Origin of the sequence: Dactylosporangium sp. NPDC006015, assembly GCF_040614215.1 — a bacterium.
Classification (GTDB): Bacteria; Actinomycetota; Actinomycetes; order Mycobacteriales; family Micromonosporaceae; genus Dactylosporangium; species Dactylosporangium maewongense.
Genome location: NZ_JBEXUD010000010.1, coordinates 21,490 through 42,791, shown reverse-complemented (window position 1 = coordinate 42,791; position 21,302 = coordinate 21,490). Strand labels below are relative to the sequence as shown.

At 72.6% G+C, this 21,302-nt stretch carries 16 protein-coding genes; 12 read left to right on the top strand and 4 right to left on the bottom strand.

Annotation, left to right across the window (positions count from 1 at the left end; genetic code table 11):
* Positions 1-67: 67 nt before the first annotated feature.
* On the top strand, positions 68-562 hold the full coding sequence (locus ABZ321_RS19420) for a pyridoxamine 5'-phosphate oxidase (RefSeq protein WP_344502763.1): 495 nt from the start codon (positions 68-70) through the stop codon (positions 560-562).
* Between the two features lie 39 nt (positions 563-601).
* On the opposite strand, the gene ABZ321_RS19415 is transcribed toward ABZ321_RS19420, so the two are convergent.
* Positions 602-3,724, bottom strand: coding sequence for a penicillin acylase family protein (locus ABZ321_RS19415; RefSeq protein ID WP_354892915.1), 3,123 nt, complete (start codon positions 3,722-3,724; stop codon positions 602-604).
* A gap of 139 nt (positions 3,725-3,863) precedes the next feature.
* Here ABZ321_RS19415 and ABZ321_RS19410 point away from each other — a divergent pair, with 139 nt between their 5' ends.
* From ABZ321_RS19410 to ABZ321_RS19385, 6 genes are read left to right on the top strand one after another with little or no spacing between them, the layout of a single operon-like run.
* Positions 3,864-6,887, top strand: a complete 3,024-nt coding sequence (locus tag ABZ321_RS19410; protein ID WP_354892912.1) for a DEAD/DEAH box helicase — start codon at positions 3,864-3,866, stop codon at positions 6,885-6,887.
* A gap of 16 nt (positions 6,888-6,903) precedes the next feature.
* Entirely contained in the window at positions 6,904-7,191 is a 288-nt protein-coding gene (locus tag ABZ321_RS19405) for a YciI family protein (protein WP_344502766.1), read from the top strand.
* On the top strand, positions 7,188-8,027 hold the full coding sequence (locus ABZ321_RS19400; protein ID WP_354892909.1) for an SWIM zinc finger family protein: 840 nt from the start codon (positions 7,188-7,190) through the stop codon (positions 8,025-8,027). The genes ABZ321_RS19405 and ABZ321_RS19400 overlap by 4 nt, the downstream gene beginning before the upstream one ends.
* Positions 8,028-8,057: 30 nt before the next feature.
* On the top strand, positions 8,058-8,687 hold the full coding sequence (locus tag ABZ321_RS19395) for a hypothetical protein (protein ID WP_354892906.1): 630 nt from the start codon (positions 8,058-8,060) through the stop codon (positions 8,685-8,687).
* Positions 8,688-8,689: 2 nt separating this feature from the next.
* A complete protein-coding gene (locus ABZ321_RS19390; RefSeq protein ID WP_354892903.1) occupies positions 8,690-9,595 on the top strand; it encodes a septum formation family protein in 906 nt (301 codons plus the stop codon).
* Entirely contained in the window at positions 9,592-10,605 is a 1,014-nt protein-coding gene (locus ABZ321_RS19385) for an LLM class flavin-dependent oxidoreductase (RefSeq protein WP_354892900.1), read from the top strand. The genes ABZ321_RS19390 and ABZ321_RS19385 overlap by 4 nt, the downstream gene beginning before the upstream one ends.
* A 3-nt stretch (positions 10,606-10,608) precedes the next feature.
* Here the strand turns inward: ABZ321_RS19385 and murD are convergent, their stop codons facing one another.
* Together murD and ABZ321_RS19375 are read right to left on the bottom strand one after the other, a co-directional pair.
* A complete protein-coding gene (gene murD, locus ABZ321_RS19380) occupies positions 10,609-11,958 on the bottom strand; it encodes a UDP-N-acetylmuramoyl-L-alanine--D-glutamate ligase (protein WP_354892898.1) in 1,350 nt (449 codons plus the stop codon).
* Complete coding sequence (locus ABZ321_RS19375; RefSeq protein ID WP_344502773.1) at positions 11,945-13,261, bottom strand: hypothetical protein; 1,317 nt, start codon at positions 13,259-13,261, stop codon at positions 11,945-11,947. The genes murD and ABZ321_RS19375 overlap by 14 nt, the downstream gene beginning before the upstream one ends.
* A 408-nt stretch (positions 13,262-13,669) precedes the next feature.
* On the opposite strand from ABZ321_RS19375, the gene ABZ321_RS19370 reads away from it, so the two are divergent.
* Entirely contained in the window at positions 13,670-16,327 is a 2,658-nt protein-coding gene (locus tag ABZ321_RS19370; RefSeq protein WP_344502774.1) for a transglycosylase domain-containing protein, read from the top strand.
* A gap of 54 nt (positions 16,328-16,381) precedes the next feature.
* Here ABZ321_RS19370 and ABZ321_RS19365 read toward each other — a convergent pair whose 3' ends face one another.
* Entirely contained in the window at positions 16,382-16,906 is a 525-nt protein-coding gene (locus ABZ321_RS19365; protein WP_344502775.1) for an AAA family ATPase, read from the bottom strand.
* Positions 16,907-17,020: 114 nt separating this feature from the next.
* Between ABZ321_RS19365 and ABZ321_RS19360 the strand changes: the two genes are divergently transcribed.
* The 4 genes from ABZ321_RS19360 to ABZ321_RS19345 all read left to right on the top strand — a co-directional run bounded on the left by ABZ321_RS19360 (position 17,021) and on the right by ABZ321_RS19345 (position 21,230).
* The gene (locus ABZ321_RS19360; protein WP_344502776.1) at positions 17,021-17,398 is read left to right on the top strand and encodes a hypothetical protein; all 378 of its coding nucleotides are present in this window, start codon (positions 17,021-17,023) and stop codon (positions 17,396-17,398) included.
* A 300-nt stretch (positions 17,399-17,698) separates the two neighbouring features.
* The gene (locus ABZ321_RS19355) at positions 17,699-18,709 is read left to right on the top strand and encodes a LacI family DNA-binding transcriptional regulator (RefSeq protein WP_344502777.1); all 1,011 of its coding nucleotides are present in this window, start codon (positions 17,699-17,701) and stop codon (positions 18,707-18,709) included.
* A 215-nt stretch (positions 18,710-18,924) separates the two neighbouring features.
* Positions 18,925-19,740, top strand: coding sequence for an exodeoxyribonuclease III (locus tag ABZ321_RS19350; RefSeq protein WP_344502778.1), 816 nt, complete (start codon positions 18,925-18,927; stop codon positions 19,738-19,740).
* Between the two features lie 488 nt (positions 19,741-20,228).
* Positions 20,229-21,230 (top strand): ABC transporter permease, encoded by a 1,002-nt coding sequence (locus tag ABZ321_RS19345; RefSeq protein WP_344502779.1) that lies wholly within the window; start codon positions 20,229-20,231, stop codon positions 21,228-21,230.
* Positions 21,231-21,302: the final 72 nt, after the last annotated feature.

Genomic DNA, 21,302 nt, shown 5'->3' with positions numbered 1-21,302 from the left:
TCGTGCGACCCCGAATGACACGTTCGGTAGTTGACCCTGGCGGCGGCGGTACGCCAATCTGGCTGCCATGCTGTCGTGGGGGCGCTTCCGGCGGTCCGCGCCCGACCTTGCCGCGGCAGGGCGGGCGCTGCTGTACCGCAGCGGGGTCGGGCTGGCGTACCTCGGGACGGTGCGGGTCGACGGCGGGCCGCGGGTGCACCCGGTCAGCCCGCTGCTGGTCGAGGACGGGCTCTACGCGCTGCTCATGGTCTCGCCGAAGCTGGAGGACCTGCTCCGGGACGACCGGTTCGCGCTGCACACGTTTCCGCTCGGGGACACCGAGGACGCGTTCTACCTGACCGGGCGGGCCCGGTTCCCGCGCGAGGAGGCGCTGCGGCGCAGCGTCGCGGCGGCGTTCCTCGCCGAGCGCGCCATGTCGGGGCCGCCGCCCGGCTTCGGGCAGAACGTGCTGGTCGAGCTGGTCGTGGAGACATGCGTGCTGAGCCGGGCGGGCGAGCAGATCACCTGGGCGGCGGCCGGCCCCTACCGGCACGAGGTCGGCCGCCACCGCGCGATGCGCTGAGCCCGGAGGCCACCGCGCACCGCGCTGAGCCCAACGGCGCTACCGCGAGTACGCCTCCAGCTCCCACAGCGAGTAGCCGTAGCCGGTGGCGCGGGCGACGCCGGCCATGCGGACGTAGCGGGCGCTGACCGGGGCGAAGGTCACGCTGTCGGTGCCGCCGTTGCCCGCGTCGATCGTGGCCGCGGTGGTCCACGCGGTGCCGTTGGCGGACACCTCGATGCGGTAGCGGGTGCCGTACGCGGCCTCCCACCGCAGGATCACCCGCCGCAGGGTGCGGGCCGAGCCGAGGTCGACGGTCAGGGACTGGTCGTCGCTCCACCAGCTCGCCCAGCGGGTGGTCGGGTCGCCGTCGACGGCGGCGCCGGCGCTGTAGCCGATGAACGTGCCGTTGCCGGTCGCCTTGCGGCCGAGGGCGAGGTTGGTGATGTCGTCGCCGCGTTTCGCCGGGAACGACACGACCTGCTGGTAGGTGGGGCGGTTCTGCCAGGAGATCTTGTCGTGGGTGATGCCGCCGAGCGGGGACTGGACGATGCTGTCGGCGCACCACTGGTCGCCGGCGCCGCAGGAGGCGTCGCCGGGGTAGGTGGTGGTGGCCGGCTCGGCCGCCGCGGCCGCGAGGGTCGAGGACAGCGTGGCGCGGCAGGCGGCCGGCGTGCCGCAGTAGGTGCGGCCGAGACCGCCCCGGACGGGGTCGCCGAGGACCGTGCGGAGGTCCTTGTCGAGGTACCCCCACCAGCCGTTCTGGAACGACGAGCCCTTGTGGCTCTGCGACTGGTTCAGCGACGTGGCGCCGGTCGATCCGGTGAAGCCGGACGGCGACTCGTCGATCTGCAGGGCGCCGGTGAGGGCCGTGTACACGTCGTCGCCCAGGCCGGGCTTGAAGACGCCGGCGATCAGCTTCGGCCACCAGGCGTCGAAGAGGCGGATGGCGTCGGCGTGCTGGTACACGTGGGACCCCGGCGCCGTCTCGATCCGCTTCGCGCCGGCCGCCTGCCACGCGGCCAGCGCGGCGTAGGACGGCGCTCCGGGGCCGAGGATGCGCAGCAGCTCCGGCAGCAGCGCCTCGGCCCGCAGGTCGGTGACGGCGGCGTCCTCGACGAGGCGCACCACCGCCGCCCGGTCGACCTTGCCGCCGCCGGCGAGGGCCGCCTTGACCCGGCGGTCGAGCAGGTCGGCGCGGTGCACGGCGCCGAAGCTGAAGTTGCCGTCAGCGGCGCTGTAGCCGGCCGCCTGCTTGTTGTTCCAGCTGACGAAGTAGTCCTGGCCCGCCGACTGGGGGTGCTGCGCGACGGTCGCGTAGTCGGCGGTGTTGGTGTCGGGGTTCCAGTTCTGCCACTCGTAGGCGGCCTCGGCGCGGGTCGGCAGGTTCGGGTTCGCGCCCGCCTTTCGGACCGGGTTGGCGCCGGAGTTGAAGTACGCGGTGTCGGTCGCGTTCACGTAGAACCAGTTGAACGCGTAGCCGACGTCCGCGGCGGAGGCGATGAACGCCGCCGGCGAGCCCATCGCGGCCGGGTCGTTGAACGCCTGGAACCCGATCGCGGAGTCCGCCTCGTGCCGGTAGGTGGAGCGCAGCCGGGTGAAGGCGACCGGCACGCCGCCGGCCTTGCCGCGCCAGGCGACGAGCCCGTACTTCGTGCGGAACGTGGTCAGCCGGTAGGAGCCCGCCGGCGTCGGGTCGGCGAGCGTCGGCGTCCACGCGTTGGTGCGGGTCAGCGCCTCCATCGGCGTGCACGTGCCGTGGAACAGGTAGCCGGAGGACTGGACGGTCGGCGCGGAGCCGTCGGTGTTGCACAGCGGCACCGAGTAGGTGTCGGTGATGTCCTGCTCGGCGGAGGTGGCGCTCCAGGCGTAGTCCTGGCCGCGGCCGAGCAGCACGTACAGGTTGAGGCCGGCGAACGCGACACCGTGCGCGCTGATCCCGGGGCCCTGCAGCTCCTGCAGCATCAGCAGCTGCGGCGAGAAGTAGCCGGTCTGCGGGCCGAACACCGCGATCGGATGGCCGGTCGCGGAGTGTGCGGCGTCGACGACGACCGCGTTGGACATGCCCTTGTGCTGGGCCGAGAACGAGCCGGTGGCGGCCGCGGTCCCGGAGCCGGTGGGGTCGAAGACGACCGGCTGCGCGGTGACGGTGCCCGCGTCCGGCAGCGCGACGCCGGGCGCGTCCGGGTCGGCGGCGCCGTAGGGGAACGACTGTCCGTTGTGGAGGGTGAGGACCGCCTCGGGGTCGTTCTGGCCGCGGAACGCCGCCCAGAGGCGGTCGCCCTCGACGGGTCCGTAGCGGGCGCGGGCGGTCACCCGTACCAGGGCCGACTCCACCTCGCCGCCGCCACCGCCGCCGAAGAGGCCGCCGACGACGCCGGCGATCGCGATCAGGTCGGTCATCTTGAACTGCTCCGGCCCACCGGCGTTGGTGACCGCGTCGAGGTGCCCGGTCAGCACGTACTCGCCGGGGCAGTTGCGGCCGGACATGCAGGCGGCGATGTAGGCGTTGACGCCGGCGACGTAGTCCTGCACGTCGGTGTAGAGCTGCGCGCCCCGCGGACCCTTGGTCCGCAGCTGCTCGACCTGGGCCTGCAGGTCGGCCTCGGTGTAGGGGGCGTTGCGCCAGATGCTCTGCTCCAGCTCGCGGTTGCCCGGGGAGCCGCCCGCGAACGGGGTCAGCTGCCCGCGGCCGACCCGGCGCAGCAGGTCCATGACGAACAGCCGGTCCTCCGCGCCCGCGTAACCGGCGCCGAACATGGTGCCGGCGCGGGTCGTGCCGGTCACGTGCGGCACGCCGGCGCTCTTGTCCCGCACGATCGTGACGTCGGCGCGCGGGCTGTAGGTGCGCTCGGCCTGGCCGGCGGGGACGCCGAAGGAGGCGCTGTTGTAAAAGCGGTCGATCTGCTCGCCCGTGAGGCCGGTGTACGCGGAGACCAGGTCCGCGTACCTGCCGAGCTGGTCGGCGGAGTGCGGTGGCCGGTAGCCGAGCGCCTGGTGCGCCAGGATGTCGGCGAGGGTGGCGTTGCCGTTCTGGCCGGGCGGGACGATGTCGTCGCACTCGTCGAGGCAGTAGTCCGTGGGGACGAGGACGGCGGCGGGAGCCTGCACGGGGGTTGCGACGAGGACGCCGGCCGTGATGAGGAGTGCCGCGGCGGCGCGTTTCAGCAGGGGCAGGGACATGGCGGATCCCTTCCGGGGTCGCGAGTCAATGTGAATATGACTCGGGTTACCGGATGGTAACAACGACATCCATCACTGAACAGAGGTTCAGCCGTCCGTGTCGACCGGGCTGGGCTAGGCTCCCTGAGGTGATCGCAGGGTGATCGTCGTGCACGCAGCCTGGCTCGACGGCCGCCTCTGCCTCTGGGCCGAGGACACCGACACGCCGCCCGCACCGCGGCGGGGGCGCCGGCCGAGGATCCCCGCGCACCCGTTCGCCGTCCGCGGCCTCCGCCTCGACGAGGACACCGGCCTCCAGGCGACCCGCACGCTCACCCTCCCCACCCGCGGCGACCTGCCCGAGCCGTCGCCCGCCGCGTCGGTGCGGCTCCCGCCCGCCGACGCCCCGCTCCGGCTCAGCGAGTGGACCGTCGACACGATCGAGTACGACGCGGACGACGCCTACGCCCTCCTGCGCTCCAGCCTCGTGGCGATCACCGGCGACGACGGCGACGACGACTTCGTCTTCGGCGAGACCATCCGCGCCCTGGCCACGGTGGCCGCCTTCGCCGGCTCCCTGGTCCGCCGCGGCCGCATGCTGCCGGGGCTGACCGGCGCCGAGGCCCGGTGGGTCCCGGTGCTGACCGGCCGGGACGCCGCATACACGCGCTCCCTGGCGCTGTCGCTGCCGCAGGCCGTGCTCGGCGGCGCGCCCTCCCGGGCGGCGCTGCTCACCGAGGTGCTCGACACACTCGTCGACGCCGCCGCCCGCGCCGTGCTCCCGCCCGCCACCCACCGGCTCACCGGCGTCGCCGGCGCCTGGCTCACCGCGCTCACCGGCACGGACCGTGCCGTCGAAGGGTCCCCGGCCGAGCTCGACGCCCTGGGCGACGACCTGCGGGCATGGCAGGCCGACGCGGTCGGCGGCGCGGTCCGGGCCTGCTTCCGGCTCGCCGCACCCCCCGACCCCGGCACCATCGAGTACGCCCGCCTCGACCTGGACGACGACGAGGAGCCGCAGTGGCGCCTGGAGTTCGCGCTGCAGGCCGCCGACGAGCCCAGCCTCGTCGTCGACGCCGCCACCGTCTGGCAGTCGCCCGGCCCGATCGAGCTGTCCCAGTGGCAGGTCCCCGCCCCGCAGGAGACGCTGCTCACCGAGCTCGGCCGGGCCAGCCGTCTGTACCCGGCCCTGGAGGACTCGCTGCGCGCGGCCCGGCCAGCCGCGCTCACCCTCGACACCGCCGGCGCGCACCAGCTGCTCAGCGAGCACGCGCCGCTGCTGTCGGCCGCCGGGTTCGGGGTGCTGCTGCCCGGCTGGTGGCGCAAGCCCCAGGCCAGGCTCGGCGCCCGGCTCACCGCCAGCAGCCCGTCCACGACCCAGCCCGGCACCGTCGCGACGAAGAGCGCCGTCGGGCTCGGCTCCGTCGTCGACTACCGGTGGGAGCTCGCCATCGGCGGCGACCCGCTCACCGGCGAGGAGATGCGCCGGCTCGCCGACTCGAAGGCGCCCCTCGTGCGGCTGCGCGGCGAATGGGTCGAGCTCGACCAGCGCCGCCTCGCCGCCGGCCTCGAGATCATGCGGCGGCAGGCTGAAGACGCCGAGATGACCGTCGCCGACCTGCTGCACCTCGCCGGCGGCGACGCCGAGGGCCCCGGCGGCCTGCCGGTCGAGGTGACCGCCGACGGATGGCTCGGCGACCTGCTGTCCGGCGACACCGAGGTGCGGGTCCCGGCCGCGTCGCCGCCCGAGCGGTTCGAGGGCAGCCTCCGCCCGTACCAGCTGCGCGGCCTCAGCTGGCTCAGCTTCCTCGAATCGGCCGGGCTCGGCGGCATCCTCGCCGACGACATGGGCCTGGGCAAGACCGTCCAGCTCCTCGCCCTGCTCGCCGGCGACGCGCCCGGCCCGACGCTGCTGATCTGCCCGATGTCGCTGGTCGGCAACTGGCAGCGGGAGGCGGCGAAGTTCGCGCCGGCCCTGCGGGTGCACGTCCACCACGGCGCCGAGCGCGCCCGAGGCGCCGACTTCCGCGCCGCCGTCGCCGCGTCGGACCTCGTCATCACCACCTACTCGATCGCCGCCCGCGACGCGGCCGCGCTGAAGTCGCTGTCGTGGCACCGGCTCGTGCTCGACGAGGCGCAGGCGGTGAAGAACGCCGCCACCAAGCAGGCCGTCGCGGTCCGCGGGCTGCCGGCCCGGCACCGCATCGCGGTCACCGGCACCCCGGTGGAGAACCGGCTCGCCGACCTGTGGTCGATCATGGACTTCGCCAACCCGGGGCTGCTCGGCAGCGCCACGAAGTTCCGCGAACGCTTCGCCGAGCCCGTCGAGCGCCGCGGGGACGCCGACGCCGCCGCCCGGCTGCGCCGCATCACCCAGCCCTTCGTGCTGCGCCGGCTCAAGACCGACCGCACCATCATCTCCGACCTGCCGGAGAAGCTGGAGATGGAGGTGCTGTGCAACCTCACCCGCGAGCAGGCGTCGCTCTACCAGGCCGTCGTCGACGAGATGCTCGGCAAGATCGAGCGCAGTGAGGGCGTCGCCCGGCGCGGCCTGGTCCTGGCGACCATGACCCGCCTCAAGCAGATCTGCAACCACCCGGCGCACGCGATGCGCGACGGCAGCCGCCTCGCCGGACGCAGCGGCAAGCTGCAGCGCCTGGAGGAGATCCTCGACGAGGTCCTCGCCGCCGGCGAGCGCGCCCTCGTCTTCACCCAGTACGCGGAGTTCGGCGGCATGCTCCGGGCGCACCTGTCCGCCCGGCTCGGCCGCGAGGTCGCGTACCTGCACGGCGGCCTCGACAAGCCGGCCCGGGACGCGCTCGTCGCCCGCTTCCAGGCCGCGACGCCGTCGTCGCCGCCGGTCTTCGTGCTGTCGCTGAAGGCCGGCGGGACGGGCCTGACCCTCACCGCCGCCAACCACGTCGTGCACGTCGACCGCTGGTGGAACCCCGCCGTCGAGGACCAGGCGACCGACCGCGCGTTCCGCATCGGGCAGCGCCGCGCCGTGCAGGTCCGCAAGTTCGTCACCGCCGGCACGGTCGAGGAGAAGATCGCCGCGATGATCACCGAGAAGCGCGGCCTCGCCGCGAAGATCGTCGGCACCGGCGAGCAGTGGCTGACCGAGCTGTCCACCGCCGAGCTGCGCTCGCTGCTGGCCCTGGAGGCCGGGGCGGTCGTCGAGTAGCCCGTAGACTGCACCGGTGTTCGTGATCACGCTCAGCTACCTGGTCGACGTCGAGCAGATCGACGAGGCGATGCCCGCGCACCGCGAGTGGGTCGACGCCCAGTACGACGACGGCATCTTCCTCGCCTCCGGGCCGCGGGTCCCCCGTGAGGGCGGCGTCATCCTCGCCGCCGGCGTCCCCCGCCCGGAGCTGGAGGCGCGGCTGTCGCTCGACCCGTTCATGCAGAAGAACCTCGTCGCCTACGACGTCGTCGAGTTCGTCGCCCGCGCCGTCAAGCCCGGCCTGGAGGCGCTGCGCGCATGACGACCCCGGAGTACTGGGGATCACGGACCGTCAAGGTCGAGGGCGGGCTCCGGGCCCGCAGCACGCGCGGCGACATCGGCGAGAGCTGGTGGAGCAAGCGCTTCCTCGCCGTCCTCGAGTCGTTCGCGCTCGGCACCCGCCTCACCCGCGGCCGCAACTACGCCCGCGCCGGGCAGGTCCTGTCGCTGACCGTCGAGCCCGGCGAGGTCGCGGCGGTCGTGCAGGGGTCGCGGCCCACGCCGTACCAGGTGAGCATCGCGCTGCAGGTGTTCGGCGACGACGTGTGGGGCCGGGTCGAGGCCGCCCTGGCCGCGGAGGCCCTCGGCGCCGCGAAGCTCCTCGCCGGCGAGCTGCCGCCGCACGTCGAGGACGTGTTCGCCGATGCCGACGCGCCGCTCTTCCCCAGCCGCGTGTACGACCTGGCGATGCGCTGCTCCTGCCCCGACGCCGCCGTGCCGTGCAAGCACCTCGCGGCCGCGTTCTACCTCCTCGCGGAGCGCTTCGACGCCGACCCGTTCCAGATCCTGCTGTGGCGCGGCCGCGGCCGGGAGACGCTGCTGGCCAACCTGCGCGCCCTGCGCACGGGCACGGCCGCGGCGACGGTCGCGGCCACCGGGCCGGCGGAGCCGGTGCTGACGGGGGCGGCCAGGGTCCTCGCCGACATGGCCGAGCCGGAGGTGGAGCCGGAGCGCTTCTGGTATCCACCGGTGCCGCTCGCGGAGCCCGAGCCCGGCGCCGTCACGGGCCGGGACCTGCTGCTGCGCCAGCTGCCGACGCCGCCACCGGCACTGGGCGGCCGCGATCTGCTGTCCGCATTGCGCAGCTGGTACCGGTAGCGCCGTTCACGTTCGGGTAGGGTCGCGGGCATGACCGGTCCGCAACCGCCGCACCAGCCGGAGCCGTCGCCGCCCGGCCCGGCCGGACCGCACGACGCCCAGCCGACGAGCGCCCCACCGACTCCCCCGTCCGGGGCGCAACCGTCGTCCGGGGCGCCCCAGCCCGGTGGGCCGCAGCTGCCGGCCGCGGTCCACGCGTTCGGCACGCCGCAGCCGTTCGGTGCACCGCAGCCGTTCGGGGCGCCGCAACCATTCGGGGCGCCGCAGCCGTTCGGGACACCGCCCGGTGCCGCTCAACCACCGGCCACGCCACCACCGTCCGGGGCACCCCAACCATTTGGCGCCGCCCAGCCGCCGGGCACGCCGCCACCGTTCGGCACCCCGCCGCCGTCGGGCGCGCCGCAGTCGTTCGGGCCGCCGCAGTCGTTCGGGGCGCAACCGCCCGGGGCCCCGCAACCGTTCGGCGCTCAGCAACCGTACGGGGCACCCCAGTCGTTCGGGGCGGCGCCGCCGCAGCCGGCGCGGGACAAGCTTGTCGTCCCACTGATCATCATCGTCGCGACGCTGCTGGTGCTGTGCCTGGCGGGCGCCGCCGGCGCCGTCTACTTCCTGCGGGAGGAGCCCGGCGGCGACAAGACCTCCGAGATCGTCGGCGGCTGACCGTGCGGCGCGGTCGGCGGGTCACGGTCGCGATCCTGTGCGTGGCCGGCGCGCTCGCCGGCTGCGGCACCCCCGCCGGCACCGACGGCGACCTCACCAACGGCTGGCCGGCTCTGCCCGCCGCCTCCTACTCCCCGCCGGCCCAGGGGTCGTGCCTGCAGGGGGCCGTGGCCGCGTTCGAGCCGTCGGCGTCGCCGCTGCGGGCCGTCGACTGCGCCGAGCCGCACGCCGTCGAGGTCGTCGGCGGCGGCACCGTCCCCGACGCGCCCGCGCCGCCCGCCTGGGACAGCGACCCGAGCCGCGCCGCGTACGCCGAGTGCGACAAGGCCGCCACCGCCTACCTCGGCGGCGACTGGCGCACCGGACGGCTGTTCCCCGTCTTCCGCATGCCCGCGGCGGCGACGTGGCAGGCGGGCGGCCGCCGGTACCTGTGCGGGATCGCCGAGGCGTCCGACGACCTCTTCGCGCCGCAGGAGCGGACCGGCAGCGTCAAGGGCGGCCTGAGCGCCGGCACGGGCCCGCTCGCGCTGGCCTGCGTCCAGCTCTCCGGCGGCAACCTCGACGCCAAGGGCTTCTACGGCACCGTCGACGCGGTCAAGCCGGTGGCCTGCGACGCCCCGCACGACACCGAGTTCGTCGGCGCCTGGACGGCCCCCGCCGGCGGGTACCCGTCGCAGCAGAAGCTCAAGGAGCTCGCCGGCGACGCCTGCTACCTGAAGATCGCCCAGTTCCTCGGGCTCTCGCAGACGCAGCTGTTCCAGCGGGCCGACATCTACACGTTCTGGACCGGCCTGACCGCCAACCAGTGGGCCCTCGGCGACCGCACCGCCCACTGCTTCCTCAACGTGTCGAGCAAGACCCCGCTGCGCGTCTCGGTCCGCAACCTCGGCACGAAGCGGCTGCCGTGACGCTGACGCTGCCCGAGCCCTGCGTGGTCGTGCTCGTCGGGCCGGGCGGGGCCGGGAAGTCGACGTGGGCCGAGGCGCGCTTCGCCGCCGACCGGATCGTCAGCAGCGACCGGCTCCGCGCGCTCGTCGGCGCCGGCGAGGACGACATCACCGCCAGCGCCGACGCGTTCGCGCTGCTCGACACGGTCGTGGCGCAGCGGATGCGGCGACGGCTGACCACCGTCATCGACACGCTCGGCCTGGACGCCCAGCGGCGGGCGGGCTGGATCGCCGCGGCGCGGGAGCACGGGCTGCCGGTGGTGGCGGTCGCGTTCGACACGCCCGCCGCGCAGTGCCGCGCCAGGAACCGGGACCGGGCCACGAAACGGATCCCGGCCGGCGTCCTCACCGCCCAGCTCCGCACCTGGGCCTCGACGAGGGACGCGCTCGCGTCGGAGGGGTTCGACGCCGTACACCTGGAGCGACCGACATCGGAGACGCCGGCGCGCACGGTGCCCGAGGCGTTCGTCGCGGACGCGCTGCGGGTGCTGCCGCTGCTGTGGGGCAAGGGCAGCCCCGGGTTCGAGGGACAGGCCCTGACGGTGCCGGAGGCGCTGTGCTACCCGCGGCCCGTACAGGAGCGGCTGCCGATCATCGTCGGCGGCAACGGCGAACGGCGCACGCTGCGGCTCGCCGCCACCTACGCCGACGCCGCCAACGTCATGGGTGACCTCGCCACCGTGCGCCGCAAGGCGTCCGTGCTGCACGGGTACAACCCGGACACCCGCCTCACCCACCTGGGCACGGCGCTCGTCGCCGCCGACGACCGCCACCTCGCCGACCTCGTCGAGCGCCGCCGCGGCCGCAGGTCACGAGAGGCCTACGCCCGGGAGGTCAACGCCGGCACCGTCGCCGACCACGTCGGCCGCTTCCGTCAGCTGGCGGACGCGGGTGTCCGCGAGGCGATGGTCCGCCTCCCCGACCCCGAGTGCCTGGCCCCGATGGCCGAGGTCATGGCCGCCTTCCGCTGAGCGCTACGGGGCGGAGTCGGTGATCGCCTGGCGGAAGACCTTGGAGCGGTGGGCGTAGTTGTCGAAGCGGCCGTAGCTGGGGGCCGCCGGCGACATCAGCACGACCCCGCCGGCCGGGGTCACCTTGCGGGACAGGGTGACCGCCTCCTCGAGGCTGTCGGCGACGTGGGTCGTGACGAGGGGCAGGTCCGCGAGGAGGCCGACGAGGCGGGCGCCACTGTCGGGCATGCCGATCACCGTGGTCGGGGTCGTCGCCGCGGCGAAGTACTCGCGCAGCGGCGAGTAGTCCACGCCGCGGTCCTCGCCGCCCAGCAGGACCGTGAGCGGGCGGCCGCGGAAGGCCTCGATCGCGTGGATCGCGGCCTGCGGGATCGTGGACAGCGAGTCGTCGACGAACGTGAGGCCCGACGGGTCCTCGATGCGCTCCAGGCGGTGCGGCAGGCCGGCGAAACCGGCGAGGGCCGCCTCCAGCAGCGGCGCCGTGGCGGCCACGTCGACGCCGTAGGCCTGCAGGACGCCGAGGGCGACGCACAGGTTGGCCTCGTTGTGGGAGCCGAGCAGGCGCAGGGCGGTGCGGGGGAAGAGCGGGGTGCCGCCGAGCCTGAACACGCCGCCGGCCAGGTGGAACGAGTCGGGGCCGCCGACGACGTGCAGCGGCAGGTCCGTGAAGCGACGGGCCAGCTCCGACAGGACGGACGTGGAGCCGGCGTGCACCACGACCGCGGACGGGCCGTTGGCGACGAGGTTGAGCTTGACCCGGTAGTACTCGTCCTCGCCGCCGGTCCAGTCGAGGTGCTCCGGGAACAGTGACGTGACGGCCGCGACACGGGGCGAGTCGTCGAGGTCGGCGCACTGGTACGCCGAGAGCTCCAGCACGTAGGCGGGCGCGGGCGGCAGGTCCAGCACGGGGATGCCGATGTTGCCGCCGAGCTCGTTGGGCGCACCGGCGGCGGCCAGCAGATGGCTGACGAGGCTGCTCGTGGTGCTCTTGCCCTTGCTGCCGGTGACGCCGATGGTCACGTCGCGGTGGGCGGCCATCCACAGGGCGGTGCCGCCGGTGACCCGCGTGCCGGCGGCGCGCAGCTGGACCATCCACGGGTGGGTCTGCGCGACGCCGGGCGAGCGGACGACGACGTCGGCGGCGCGCAGCGCGTCGAACCCGGAGGGCCCGGCGTGCAGCGGCGCGAGCGCGGCGAGCTCCGGCGACCAGTCCTTGGTGAGGAAGTTCTGCCGGTCGTCGACGGCGACCAGCGACGCGGGGCCGGCGGCGGCGATGGCGCGGACGGCGGCGACGCCCTCGCGGCCGGTGCCCCAGACGGCGACGCGCCGGTCGCGCAGGTCAGCGAGCTGCACCGAGACCCTCCAGGGCGGCGAGGTAGACCGGCGGGACCAGGTTGGGTCCGTCGCCGCGGAACGTGGCCTCGACCTCGGCGTCGGACGGCAGCCCCGCTCCCGCCCGCACCTCGGTGGTCAGCGCGGACACGATCAGGGTGTCCTTCCACTCGTCCTGCTCCGCGAGGAGGCGCAGCGCCACGAGGGACTCCTCGATCTCGCCCACGCACTCGAACGGCTTGTGCGCGGTGAGGCCCATCAGCTCCCGGTACCCCGGCAGCTGCGTCGGATCGGCGAAGATGTCGGTGCCGAAGATGCCGAGCAGGCGCTCGCGGCCGGTGAACGGGGCCATGGCGAGGAAGACGAACCGGCACTTGGGGCAGTGCCCGCACCACCGGTCGGTCGCGTCGCGCTGCTTGAACGCCGCGTTGCAGCTGGTCACGACCGCGTCGTAGGCGGTGAACTTCGCGAAGAGCGCCGCGATGTGCAGCTCCGACAGCCCGCGCAGCAGCGAGAAGTACGCCTCCTGCAGGCCGGCGTGCGCGAGCAGGGCGTCGCGCAGGTGCGCCTCGGCCGGCAGGCCCTTGGACCACTGGTGGTTGATGTCGCGGCCGAGCCAGCTGAGGTTGGGCACCGAGGCCGAGGACTCGTTGGACATGACGACCGGGCCGAGCCCGTGCATGAGTGAGGCGGCGACGGCGATCAGCGAGTTGATGGCCGTGACCGGGATGTGGCCGTTGTACGCGCCGGCGGCGTTCAGCTCCCGCATCCTCGGGTCGAGGGTGCGGCGGACGGCGCGGACGGGCTGCGGTGACACGGCCATGACGCTGCGGATGATCGGGTTGGGGTTGACCGCGAACAGCACCGGGTCGAGCCCCGCCCGCTGCAGCGCCTCCATCGTGACGATCGAGTCCTTGCCGCCGCCGACCGCCGCCAGGGGCGGGCCGGACGGCTCGTGGGTCTCCGCCGGCGGCTCGGCCCACGGGCCGGGGACGATCTCCAGGTCCAGCACGTAGTCGAGCTTGTTCTGGTACGCGAACTCGCCGAGGCCCTCGCGGAACAGCGCCGTCACCCACGCCCAGGCCTTCTCGGCGACCGGGAACCCGAGCTCCACCTTCCGCGGCGCGGCGATCTTGTAGTACGACGTGGACGCCGCGACGTAGAGAAGGTCCAGGACCCGGTCGAGGGCCGGGTGGAGCACCGACGGCGGCCCGAAGTCGACGGTCTCGGTGAGCACGAGGTCACCGAGCGCATAGTGGAAGCGGGCGACACCGGTCGACGGGTCGAACTCCCGGCCGGGGAAGCGCAGCGCTTCGACGTTCACGCGGGGTCTCCTAGCTTTCGCGCCCGCGCCATCCACGGACCGGGCAATGGTATCTGCCGCGCACCGCCCGCCGGCCGGTCCGGTGCGTCGGGAACCCGCCTCCATAGCGTCACCCCGCCCGTCACGGAAGGTGAGCGGGATCGCCCTCGATGGCGGAAGGACGTACGCTCTGGCCATGCGTACCCAGGGACGGGTTGTGGACTTGCCGGCGTCGCCGATGACGCAGTGTGAGTTCCATGGGTGGCACCACCCGCCGGGACGCGCTGCGGTGCAGCTACAGGGCCGGCTCCAGGCAGCGGCGACGGGGTGACCCCGTCCCGAGACCTGCCCGATGGCCGAGCGAGTCGCGGCAACCCCGCCGCGCCGCCGCCGGACGCACAGACTTGGGGGCAACACAGCGTGGGACAGATGCACTACGGCGGTGAGCCGGGCAACCCGCCGGCGGGCAGGGCGAGCGTTCCGGGCCCGCCGCCGCAGGCCGGGCGCGCGAGCGTCCCGGGTCCGCCGCCTCAGGCGGGGCGCGCGAGCGTCCCGCCGCCGCCCGCGGAGCCGCCGACCGGGCGCGCCTCCGTGGGTGGGCCTGTCGGCGGCCCTGTCGGGGGGCCGGTCCGGGCCGCCGTGCCGGTGACCGGGCCGGTCACCGGGTCGGCGTCGGTGCCGACCTCCGGGGCGGCGTTCGGCTCGGCGTCCGCGCGGGCCTCGGTGCCGTCGTCGGCGCGGATGGCGCCGCCGTCCGCCGCCGTCCCCGACGCCCCCGAAGGGCGGCCCGCCCCCGGTGCCCGCGCGAAGAAGCGGCGCCGGCGCAACATCCTCATCGCCGCGCTCGCCGCGTTCATCATGATCACCGGCATCGGCATGGTGGCCGGCACCTACTACTTCGACCAGGTGGAGTTGCCGGAAAACCTCGCCCTGGAGCAGTCGACGTCGATCTACTACGCCGACGGACCGCTGATGGCTCGCATCGGGCGCAACCGCACGATCGTCAAGTTCGAGGACATCCCGAAGCACGTGCAGCAGGCCGTCGTCGCGGCGGAGGACAACACCTTCTACACCAACGACGGCGTCGACTACTGGGGCGTCGCCCGCGCCGCGTGGAACAACATCAAGGGCGGTGAGCTGCAGGGCGCCTCGACGATCAGCCAGCAGTACGCCCGTAAGTGGGCCACCCTCGAGGGCGTCACGTACGGCCGGAAGGTCCGCGAGGCGATCATCGCGACGAAGCTCAACCAGCAGTACACCAAAGACCAGATCATGACGATGTACCTCAACATCATCTACTTCGGTCGCGGCGCGGACGGCATCCAGGCGGCGGCGTACGCCTACTTCAACAAGCCCGTCAAGGAACTGACCGTCGCCGAGGGCATGGTGATCGCCGGGATCATCAAGAACCCGAACGGCGACAAGGAGAAGGGCAGCCCGTTCGACCCGACGGTCAACCAGGCCGAGGCGCAGGGCCGCTTCGACTACATCCGCAAGCAGATGGTGGCCCTGAAGTTCATGCCCGAGGCCGAGGCGCAGCAGCTGAAGCTGCCGACGCCCATCACGCAGGCGCAGAACCGGGCCAACAACGCCACCGCCAACACCGGCCTGAACAACCCCGAGGGCCTCGCGGTGCACCACGTGCTGCAGGAGGTCGCGGCGCTGACCGACCCGGCGACCGGGGCGCTGCTGTACGAGGACGTCGACCCGCAGGGCGCGAAGAACTTCGACAGGGTCCGCAACGGCGGCCTGAAGATCGTCAGCACGCTCGACTCGCGCATCCAGAAGGTCGCGGTGCAGGAGGCGAGCACGCAGAGCAAAGACTCCAACATGTTCAACCAGCGGGACAACCTGCAGGCCGCCCTGGTCGCGGTCGAGCCCGGGACCGGCGCGGTCAAGGCGTACTACGGCGGCGACAAGGGCTCCGGCAACGACTACGCCGGCTACTACATGGATCCGGTGCTCGGCGACGGCAAGCCGAGCTGCTGCGGCGGCCACCCGCCGGGCTCGACCTTCAAGGTCTACACCCTCGCGACGGCGCTGATGGCCGGCTACACCATCGGCTCCCACTGGAACGGCGTGCCGCACGACATGGGCAGCCGCACCGCGGCGAACAAGAACCAGGTCAAGAACGCGACCGAGGGCACCATCCCGCACTGCAAGTCGGGCTCCGGCACGTGGTGCACCCTCGAGGAGATCACGGTCGACTCGCTCAACGTCCCGTTCTTCGAGATCGCGATGATGCTCGGCCCCGACAAGGTCATCGACACGGCGCGGGCCGCCGGCCTCACCGGGATGTGGGCCACCGTCAAGGTCGACGGCAAGTTCGAGGCGCAGCGCCAGGACCTGCTCAAGCTCAAGGGCACGGACGTCGGCGGGAAGCTGTTCGACAACGAGATCGGCTTCGGCCAGTACCCGATCACCGTCCTGGACCACGCCGGCGGCATGGCCACCTTCGCCGCCCGGGGCATGGCCGCGAAGACCCACTTCCTGAAGGAGGTGTGGCAGGGCGACAACCGCGTGTTCGCCGAGGTGCTCAAGCCGCAGCGGATCGCGGGGTTCACCGAGCAGATGGCCGACGACCTGACCACGGTCCTGCAGGGCGTGCCGAAGCACTACAACCTGTCGGCTCCCCACGGCTACCAGCTCGCCGGCAAGACGGGCACCTGGCAGCTGGGCGACACCAGGGACAACGCGCACGCGTGGATGGCCGGTTACGTCCCGTACGACAAGTCGAAGAACTCCCCCGGCCTGGCCGCCGCCGTCTGGGTGGGCAACAAGGACAAAGAGATGCCCATCAAGTTCAAGAACGGCGAGAACATCATCGGCGGCAAGCTGCCGGGACCCGTCTGGCGGGACTTCCTCGACGGGGCGCTGACCGCGGTGAAGATGCCGAAGGTGTCGTTCCTGCCGTCGAAGGGCGTCGGCGACAAGGACGTCGGCACCGGCATCTCGCCGACCCCGAGCACCCCGGTCGACCCGGCCAACCCGACGCCGGACCCCAACCCGAACCCGAGCCCCAGCGGGACCGGGCCGAGCAAGAGCCCGAAGCCGAGCGCCAGCCCGAGCGCCAGCAAGAAGAACTGACCGGTCCTGACCGGTCCTGACCGATCCTGACCGGCCCTTTCGAGGAGGGGCCGGTCAGGACCGCCAGGCGGCGATGATCGCCGCCGCGTCGTCGGCCACCTCGTCGGCCTCCAGGTCGTCGGTGTCCAGGACGGCGTCGGCGTGGGCGCGCAGGTCGCGCCGGGCGGTGAGGTAGGCACCGAGCTGGTCCAGGCGCCACGCCTGCGGGTCGTCGTCGTCATCGTGCTCGACGCGGTCGATGAGCACCGGCGCGGACACGTCGAGCAGCAGGTGGCGCACCTCGTGACCGCGGGACCGCAGCCCGTCGAAGACCTCGGCGAGCACCGGGGCGCGGACCACGGTCATGGGCACGATGAGCGGGTCGGCGCCGCGGGTCTGCCACGCGGCGGCGGTGACCGTGGCCGAACGCCAGACCGGGAGGTCCTGGTAGTCGCCGGACTTGAGCCGCCCGACGGTGCGCTTGAGGACCCAGCCGATGCGCTCCGGATCGAACGCGCGTGCCTTCGGGTCGCGGCGGCACAGCTCCTTCGTGAGGGTCGTCTTGCCGACGCCGAAGGGTCCATTGATCCAGACGATCACCTGTCCAGCCTTTCACGAGCCGGCGCCCGTGGACCGGTTACGCCGCGCCGGGCTGCCAGGTTCTTCGCAGCGGGCGTCGAGCCCAATGGCAGGCGCGCGGGCGATAAATGAGGCATGAACATCTTGACCCTCCCCCAGCGCTCCGCTTCCGGCCTCGACCACGTCACCGTGCTGATCGTCGCGGGCGGGGCGAGGTTCACGGACCTGACCCGGTACCTCCCCCACGACTGGACGGTGCTGCGCCGCACGACGGACGAGCCGGTCGGCCGGGACCCGGACATCGTGGTGCTCGACGACCCCGGCCCGAAGGCGGTGACCGCCGCGTGCCTGCGGCACCCGTCGTCGGCGATCGTGGTGGTGCTGAGCCCTTACAGCGACCACCAGGAGGTCGTCGACGTGCTCGAGGCGGGTGCGGACGCGTGTGTGCGTTCCAACACCACCGCCGTCGTCGCGGCACATGTCGAAGCCTGCCGGCGACGCCAGGCGGCATAGGGGTATTTGGCGTTTCCGACAACATATTCCAGAGAGCGCTTTCATGGGGTTTTACGATTGACAATGCGCTAGTCATGAGCCACTCTGAATCGTGTCTTGAGAGCGCTCTCAGGCCGATTGGCGGCCAGGGTGACCAGCCGATCGTCCAGGCGAAACGTGATCAGGGTGTAACCGGTGTGAGGGTGCGACGGGCGGCGGAGCGGCATGCTTCGTCGCCCGTCCTTTTTCTGCGCCATACCATCGGGCGACTTCAGTCATGATGGGTCCGGCAGACAGATATGGGGGAAAGCGCAGATGGTGATGTCGGGGCGGGATCGGCCCACGCTGGAGAACGTCGCGCAACGGGCCGGAGTCTCGCGGGCCACCGCCTCCCGCGTGGTCAACGGCTCGACCTCCGTCGCGCCGCACATCCGCGACAAGGTGCTCAACGCCGTCGACGCCCTCGGGTACGTGCCCAACCAGGCGGCCCGCAGCCTGGTGACCCAGCGGACCGACTCGATCGCCCTCGTCGCCTCGGAGACGACCAGCCGGGTGTTCTCCGACGACCCCTTCTTCGCCGCCGTCATCCGCGGCGTCAGCCTGGAGCTGGAGGCCGCCGACAAGCAGCTCGTGCTGATGATGGTCGGGCCGTCCGGCCCCAGCCACGACCGGGTCGAGCGCTACGCAACCGGTGGCCACGTCGACGGCGCGATCATCTTCTCCATGCACGGCGCGGACCCGCTGCCGGAGCGGCTCAGCCGCGCGGGCGTGCCGGTGGTCTGCAACGGCCGGCTGCTCACCCAGTCGCAGGTGCCCTACGTCGACGTCGACAACGAGGACGCGGCCCGCGCCGCGGTGCACCACCTGCTCGACACCGGCCGCCGCCGGGTCGCGACGATCGCCGGGCCGCAGGACATGAGCGCCGGCATCGACCGGCTCAAGGGGTACCGGTCCGCGATGCAGGACGCCAGCCGACGCTCGATCGTCGCGGTCGGCGACTTCACCCGGCAGTCCGGCGCGCTCGCCATGAGCCAGCTCCTCGCCGACGACCCGCAGCTCGACGCCGTCTTCGCCGCGTCCGACGCGATGGCGGACGGCGCCCTGCGGGCCCTGCGGCAGAACGGCCGCCGGGTGCCCGACGACGTGGCGGTCGTCGGGTTCGACGACATGGAGTTCGCCCGCGACACCGAGCCGCCGCTGACCACCGTCCGGCAGCCGATCACCGACATCGGGCGCACGGTCGCCCGGCAGGTGCTGCGGATGGCGGCCGGCGAGCAGATCGAGCCGGTGCTGTTGCTGCCGACGGAGCTCATCAAGCGCGAATCAGCTTGAGTGTGCCGCTTGCGGCGCACCGGGGGCTCCAGGGGATGAGAATCCCTCGGCGGGACCCGCCGCTTGCGGTGGGGCAGCCAGTAAGAGCTTGAGTGTGCCGCTTGCGGCGCACCGGGGGCTCCAGGGGATGAGAATCCCTCGGCGGGACCCGCCGCTTGCGGTGGGCAGCCAGTAAGAGCCTGACGAGTTCATCGAGATAGGGCATTGTGGGACGGGTGAGACTCGCGACCTGGAACGTCAACTCGGTCAAGGCCCGGCTCCCCCGGCTGCTCGACTGGCTCGAGACCACCGGGCCTGACGTGCTCTGCCTGCAGGAGACGAAGGTCGGCGCGGACGGCTTCCCCACCGAGGAGGTCGCCGCGCTCGGCTACGCCGTCGCCGCGCACGGTGAGGGCCGGTGGAACGGGGTGGCCCTGCTGTCGCGGGTCGGCCTCGACGACGTGGTGCGGGGCTTCGAGGGCGACCCCGGCTGGGGCGGCGAGCCGACCGGCGAGGAAGGGCTGTTCGAGTCGCCCCGCATCGAGGCCCGGGCCGTCTCCGCGACCTGCGGCGGCGTGCGGGTCTGGTCGGTGTACGTGCCGAACGGCCGCACCCCCGAGTCGGCGCACTACACGTACAAGCTGCGCTGGCTCGACGTCCTGCGCTCCCACATGGTGGACGAGCTGACCCGGACGGACCAGCTCGTGGTGTGCGGGGACTTCAACGTCGCGCCGACCGACGCCGACGTGTTCGACCCCGCGGCGTTCGCCGGCGCCACGCATGTGACGGCGCCCGAGCGGGAGGCCCTGGCCGCGCTGCTCGCCGCCGGGCTGCGCGACGTGGTGCCCGCGCCGATGAAGGGCCCGAACCCGTTCACATACTGGGACTACCGCGCCGGCATGTTCCATCAGGACAAAGGCATGCGGATCGATCTCTTCTACGCGAGTCCGGCGATCGCGGCGGCCGTCAAGACCGCCACCATCGACCGCGAGGCACGCAAGGGCAAGGGTCCGTCGGACCACGCGCCGATCGTCGTGGACATCGACGTTTGAACACGCTCCGTGACCAGTGACACCTGGCCGGACGGTACTGTTAAAAGTGAAACGATCAAGTAAAGTGGTGGCTGGCCCACGGCCTCCTTCTGTGCGTGCTTCAGCCAAAGCGGAGCGTGATCACACCGTTACGATGAGCTGGTAATTCGCCCGATTCGGGGGTGTATGATCCAAAAGTCTTTGTGCTTGGATCACGCCCTCATCACGGCCCGGCGTGGACTTGGTTACAGGACGGGGGGTGACCCTTGACGATCGGCCGAACGGGAGACAGGGTTCCACCAACGGAGGCGACACACCAAGTCGGCTTCGTGCACGCTCTGCCCGTGGACCGAACCTGCGGATAGGGCACCAGGAGTCCACGAAGACACAGCCGATCGGCTGCTGACTGCCACGGGCCCCGGTCTGGCCGACGCGCGGTTCCATGCGACGGTCATTGCTGGCGGTTGCGCAAGGCGGGGCAAGCGGCCGGGGAGAGGGGCGCCACGCCCATGACTATGGGACCCGTCACGTCCAAGAGCGACGAGCAGGTGCCGAGTGTCGAAGAGGCGACCAGTACGCCGTCCGGTGTCCCCGCCAAGGCCATCGAGGGTCGGTCGCTCGGTCAGATCGCCTGGACCCGTCTGAAGCGTGACAAGCTCGCGCTGACCGGTGCGGGCGTCATCGTGTTCCTCGTGCTCGTCGCGATCTTCGCGCCGCTGATCAACAAGGTGTGGGGACACCCGATCAACGAGTTCCACCAGGACAAGATCAACCCCAACCTCGGCGGTATCCCCGAGCCCGGCACGTGGGGCGGCATCAGCAAGGACTTCCTGCTGGGTGTCCAGCCGGTCACCGGCCGGGACATGTTCTCGCAGATCATCTACGGTGCCCGGGTCTCGCTGCTGGTCGCGCTGTCCGCCACGGTCGTCGCGGTGATCCTCGGCGTCGTGCTCGGCATCTGCGCCGGCTACTTCGGCGGGTTCATCGACAGCATGGTCAGCCGCCTGATGGACCTGATCCTGGCGTTCCCCTACCTGCTGTTCTCGATCGCGCTGATCTCCGTCGTGCCGGTCACGACCGCCTGGCGCATCGCGGTGGTCGTCGGCGTCATCTCGTTCTTCAGCTGGCCCTACATCGGCCGCATCGTCCGCGGGCAGACCCTCTCCCTGCGGGAACGGGAGTTCGTCGAGGCCGCCCGCAGCGTCGGCGCCGGGCCGACCCGGATCCTCTTCCGCGAGCTGCTGCCCAACCTGGTCGCACCGATCCTCGTCTACTCGACGCTCGTCATCCCGACGAACATCGTCTTCGAGGCGTCGCTGTCCTTCCTCGGCGTCGGCGTGCTGCCCCCCACTCCCTCGTGGGGCCGCCTGCTCTCCGACGCGGTGAACTACTACACCTACGACCCGGTGTACATGTTCGTGCCGGGCCTCGCGATCTTCATCATGGTTCTCGCCTTCAACCTGTTCGGCGACGGCCTGCGCGACGCGCTCGACCCCAAGGCCAACCGGTAACCCGTACCAGCGCTGCCACCTGCGTACCGACACCGCCACCCCGTGCCCGGACCGGATTCCGCACCTGGGATC

What these genes read in the sequence shown, in the direction of transcription:
- ABZ321_RS19370 (WP_344502774.1), top strand. Translation starts at nt 13,670, where the DNA reads ATGCACTACGGCGGTGAGCCGGGCAACCCGCCGGCGGGCAGGGCGAGC.
- ABZ321_RS19355 (WP_344502777.1), top strand. Translation starts at nt 17,699, where the DNA reads ATGTCGGGGCGGGATCGGCCCACGCTGGAGAACGTCGCGCAACGGGCC.
- ABZ321_RS19360 (WP_344502776.1), top strand. Translation starts at nt 17,021, where the DNA reads ATGAACATCTTGACCCTCCCCCAGCGCTCCGCTTCCGGCCTCGACCAC.
- ABZ321_RS19415 (WP_354892915.1), bottom strand. Translation starts at nt 3,724, where the DNA reads ATGTCCCTGCCCCTGCTGAAACGCGCCGCCGCGGCACTCCTCATCACG.
- ABZ321_RS19395 (WP_354892906.1), top strand. Translation starts at nt 8,058, where the DNA reads ATGACCGGTCCGCAACCGCCGCACCAGCCGGAGCCGTCGCCGCCCGGC.
- ABZ321_RS19345 (WP_344502779.1), top strand. Translation starts at nt 20,229, where the DNA reads ATGACTATGGGACCCGTCACGTCCAAGAGCGACGAGCAGGTGCCGAGT.
- ABZ321_RS19420 (WP_344502763.1), top strand. Translation starts at nt 68, where the DNA reads ATGCTGTCGTGGGGGCGCTTCCGGCGGTCCGCGCCCGACCTTGCCGCG.
- ABZ321_RS19400 (WP_354892909.1), top strand. Translation starts at nt 7,188, where the DNA reads ATGACGACCCCGGAGTACTGGGGATCACGGACCGTCAAGGTCGAGGGC.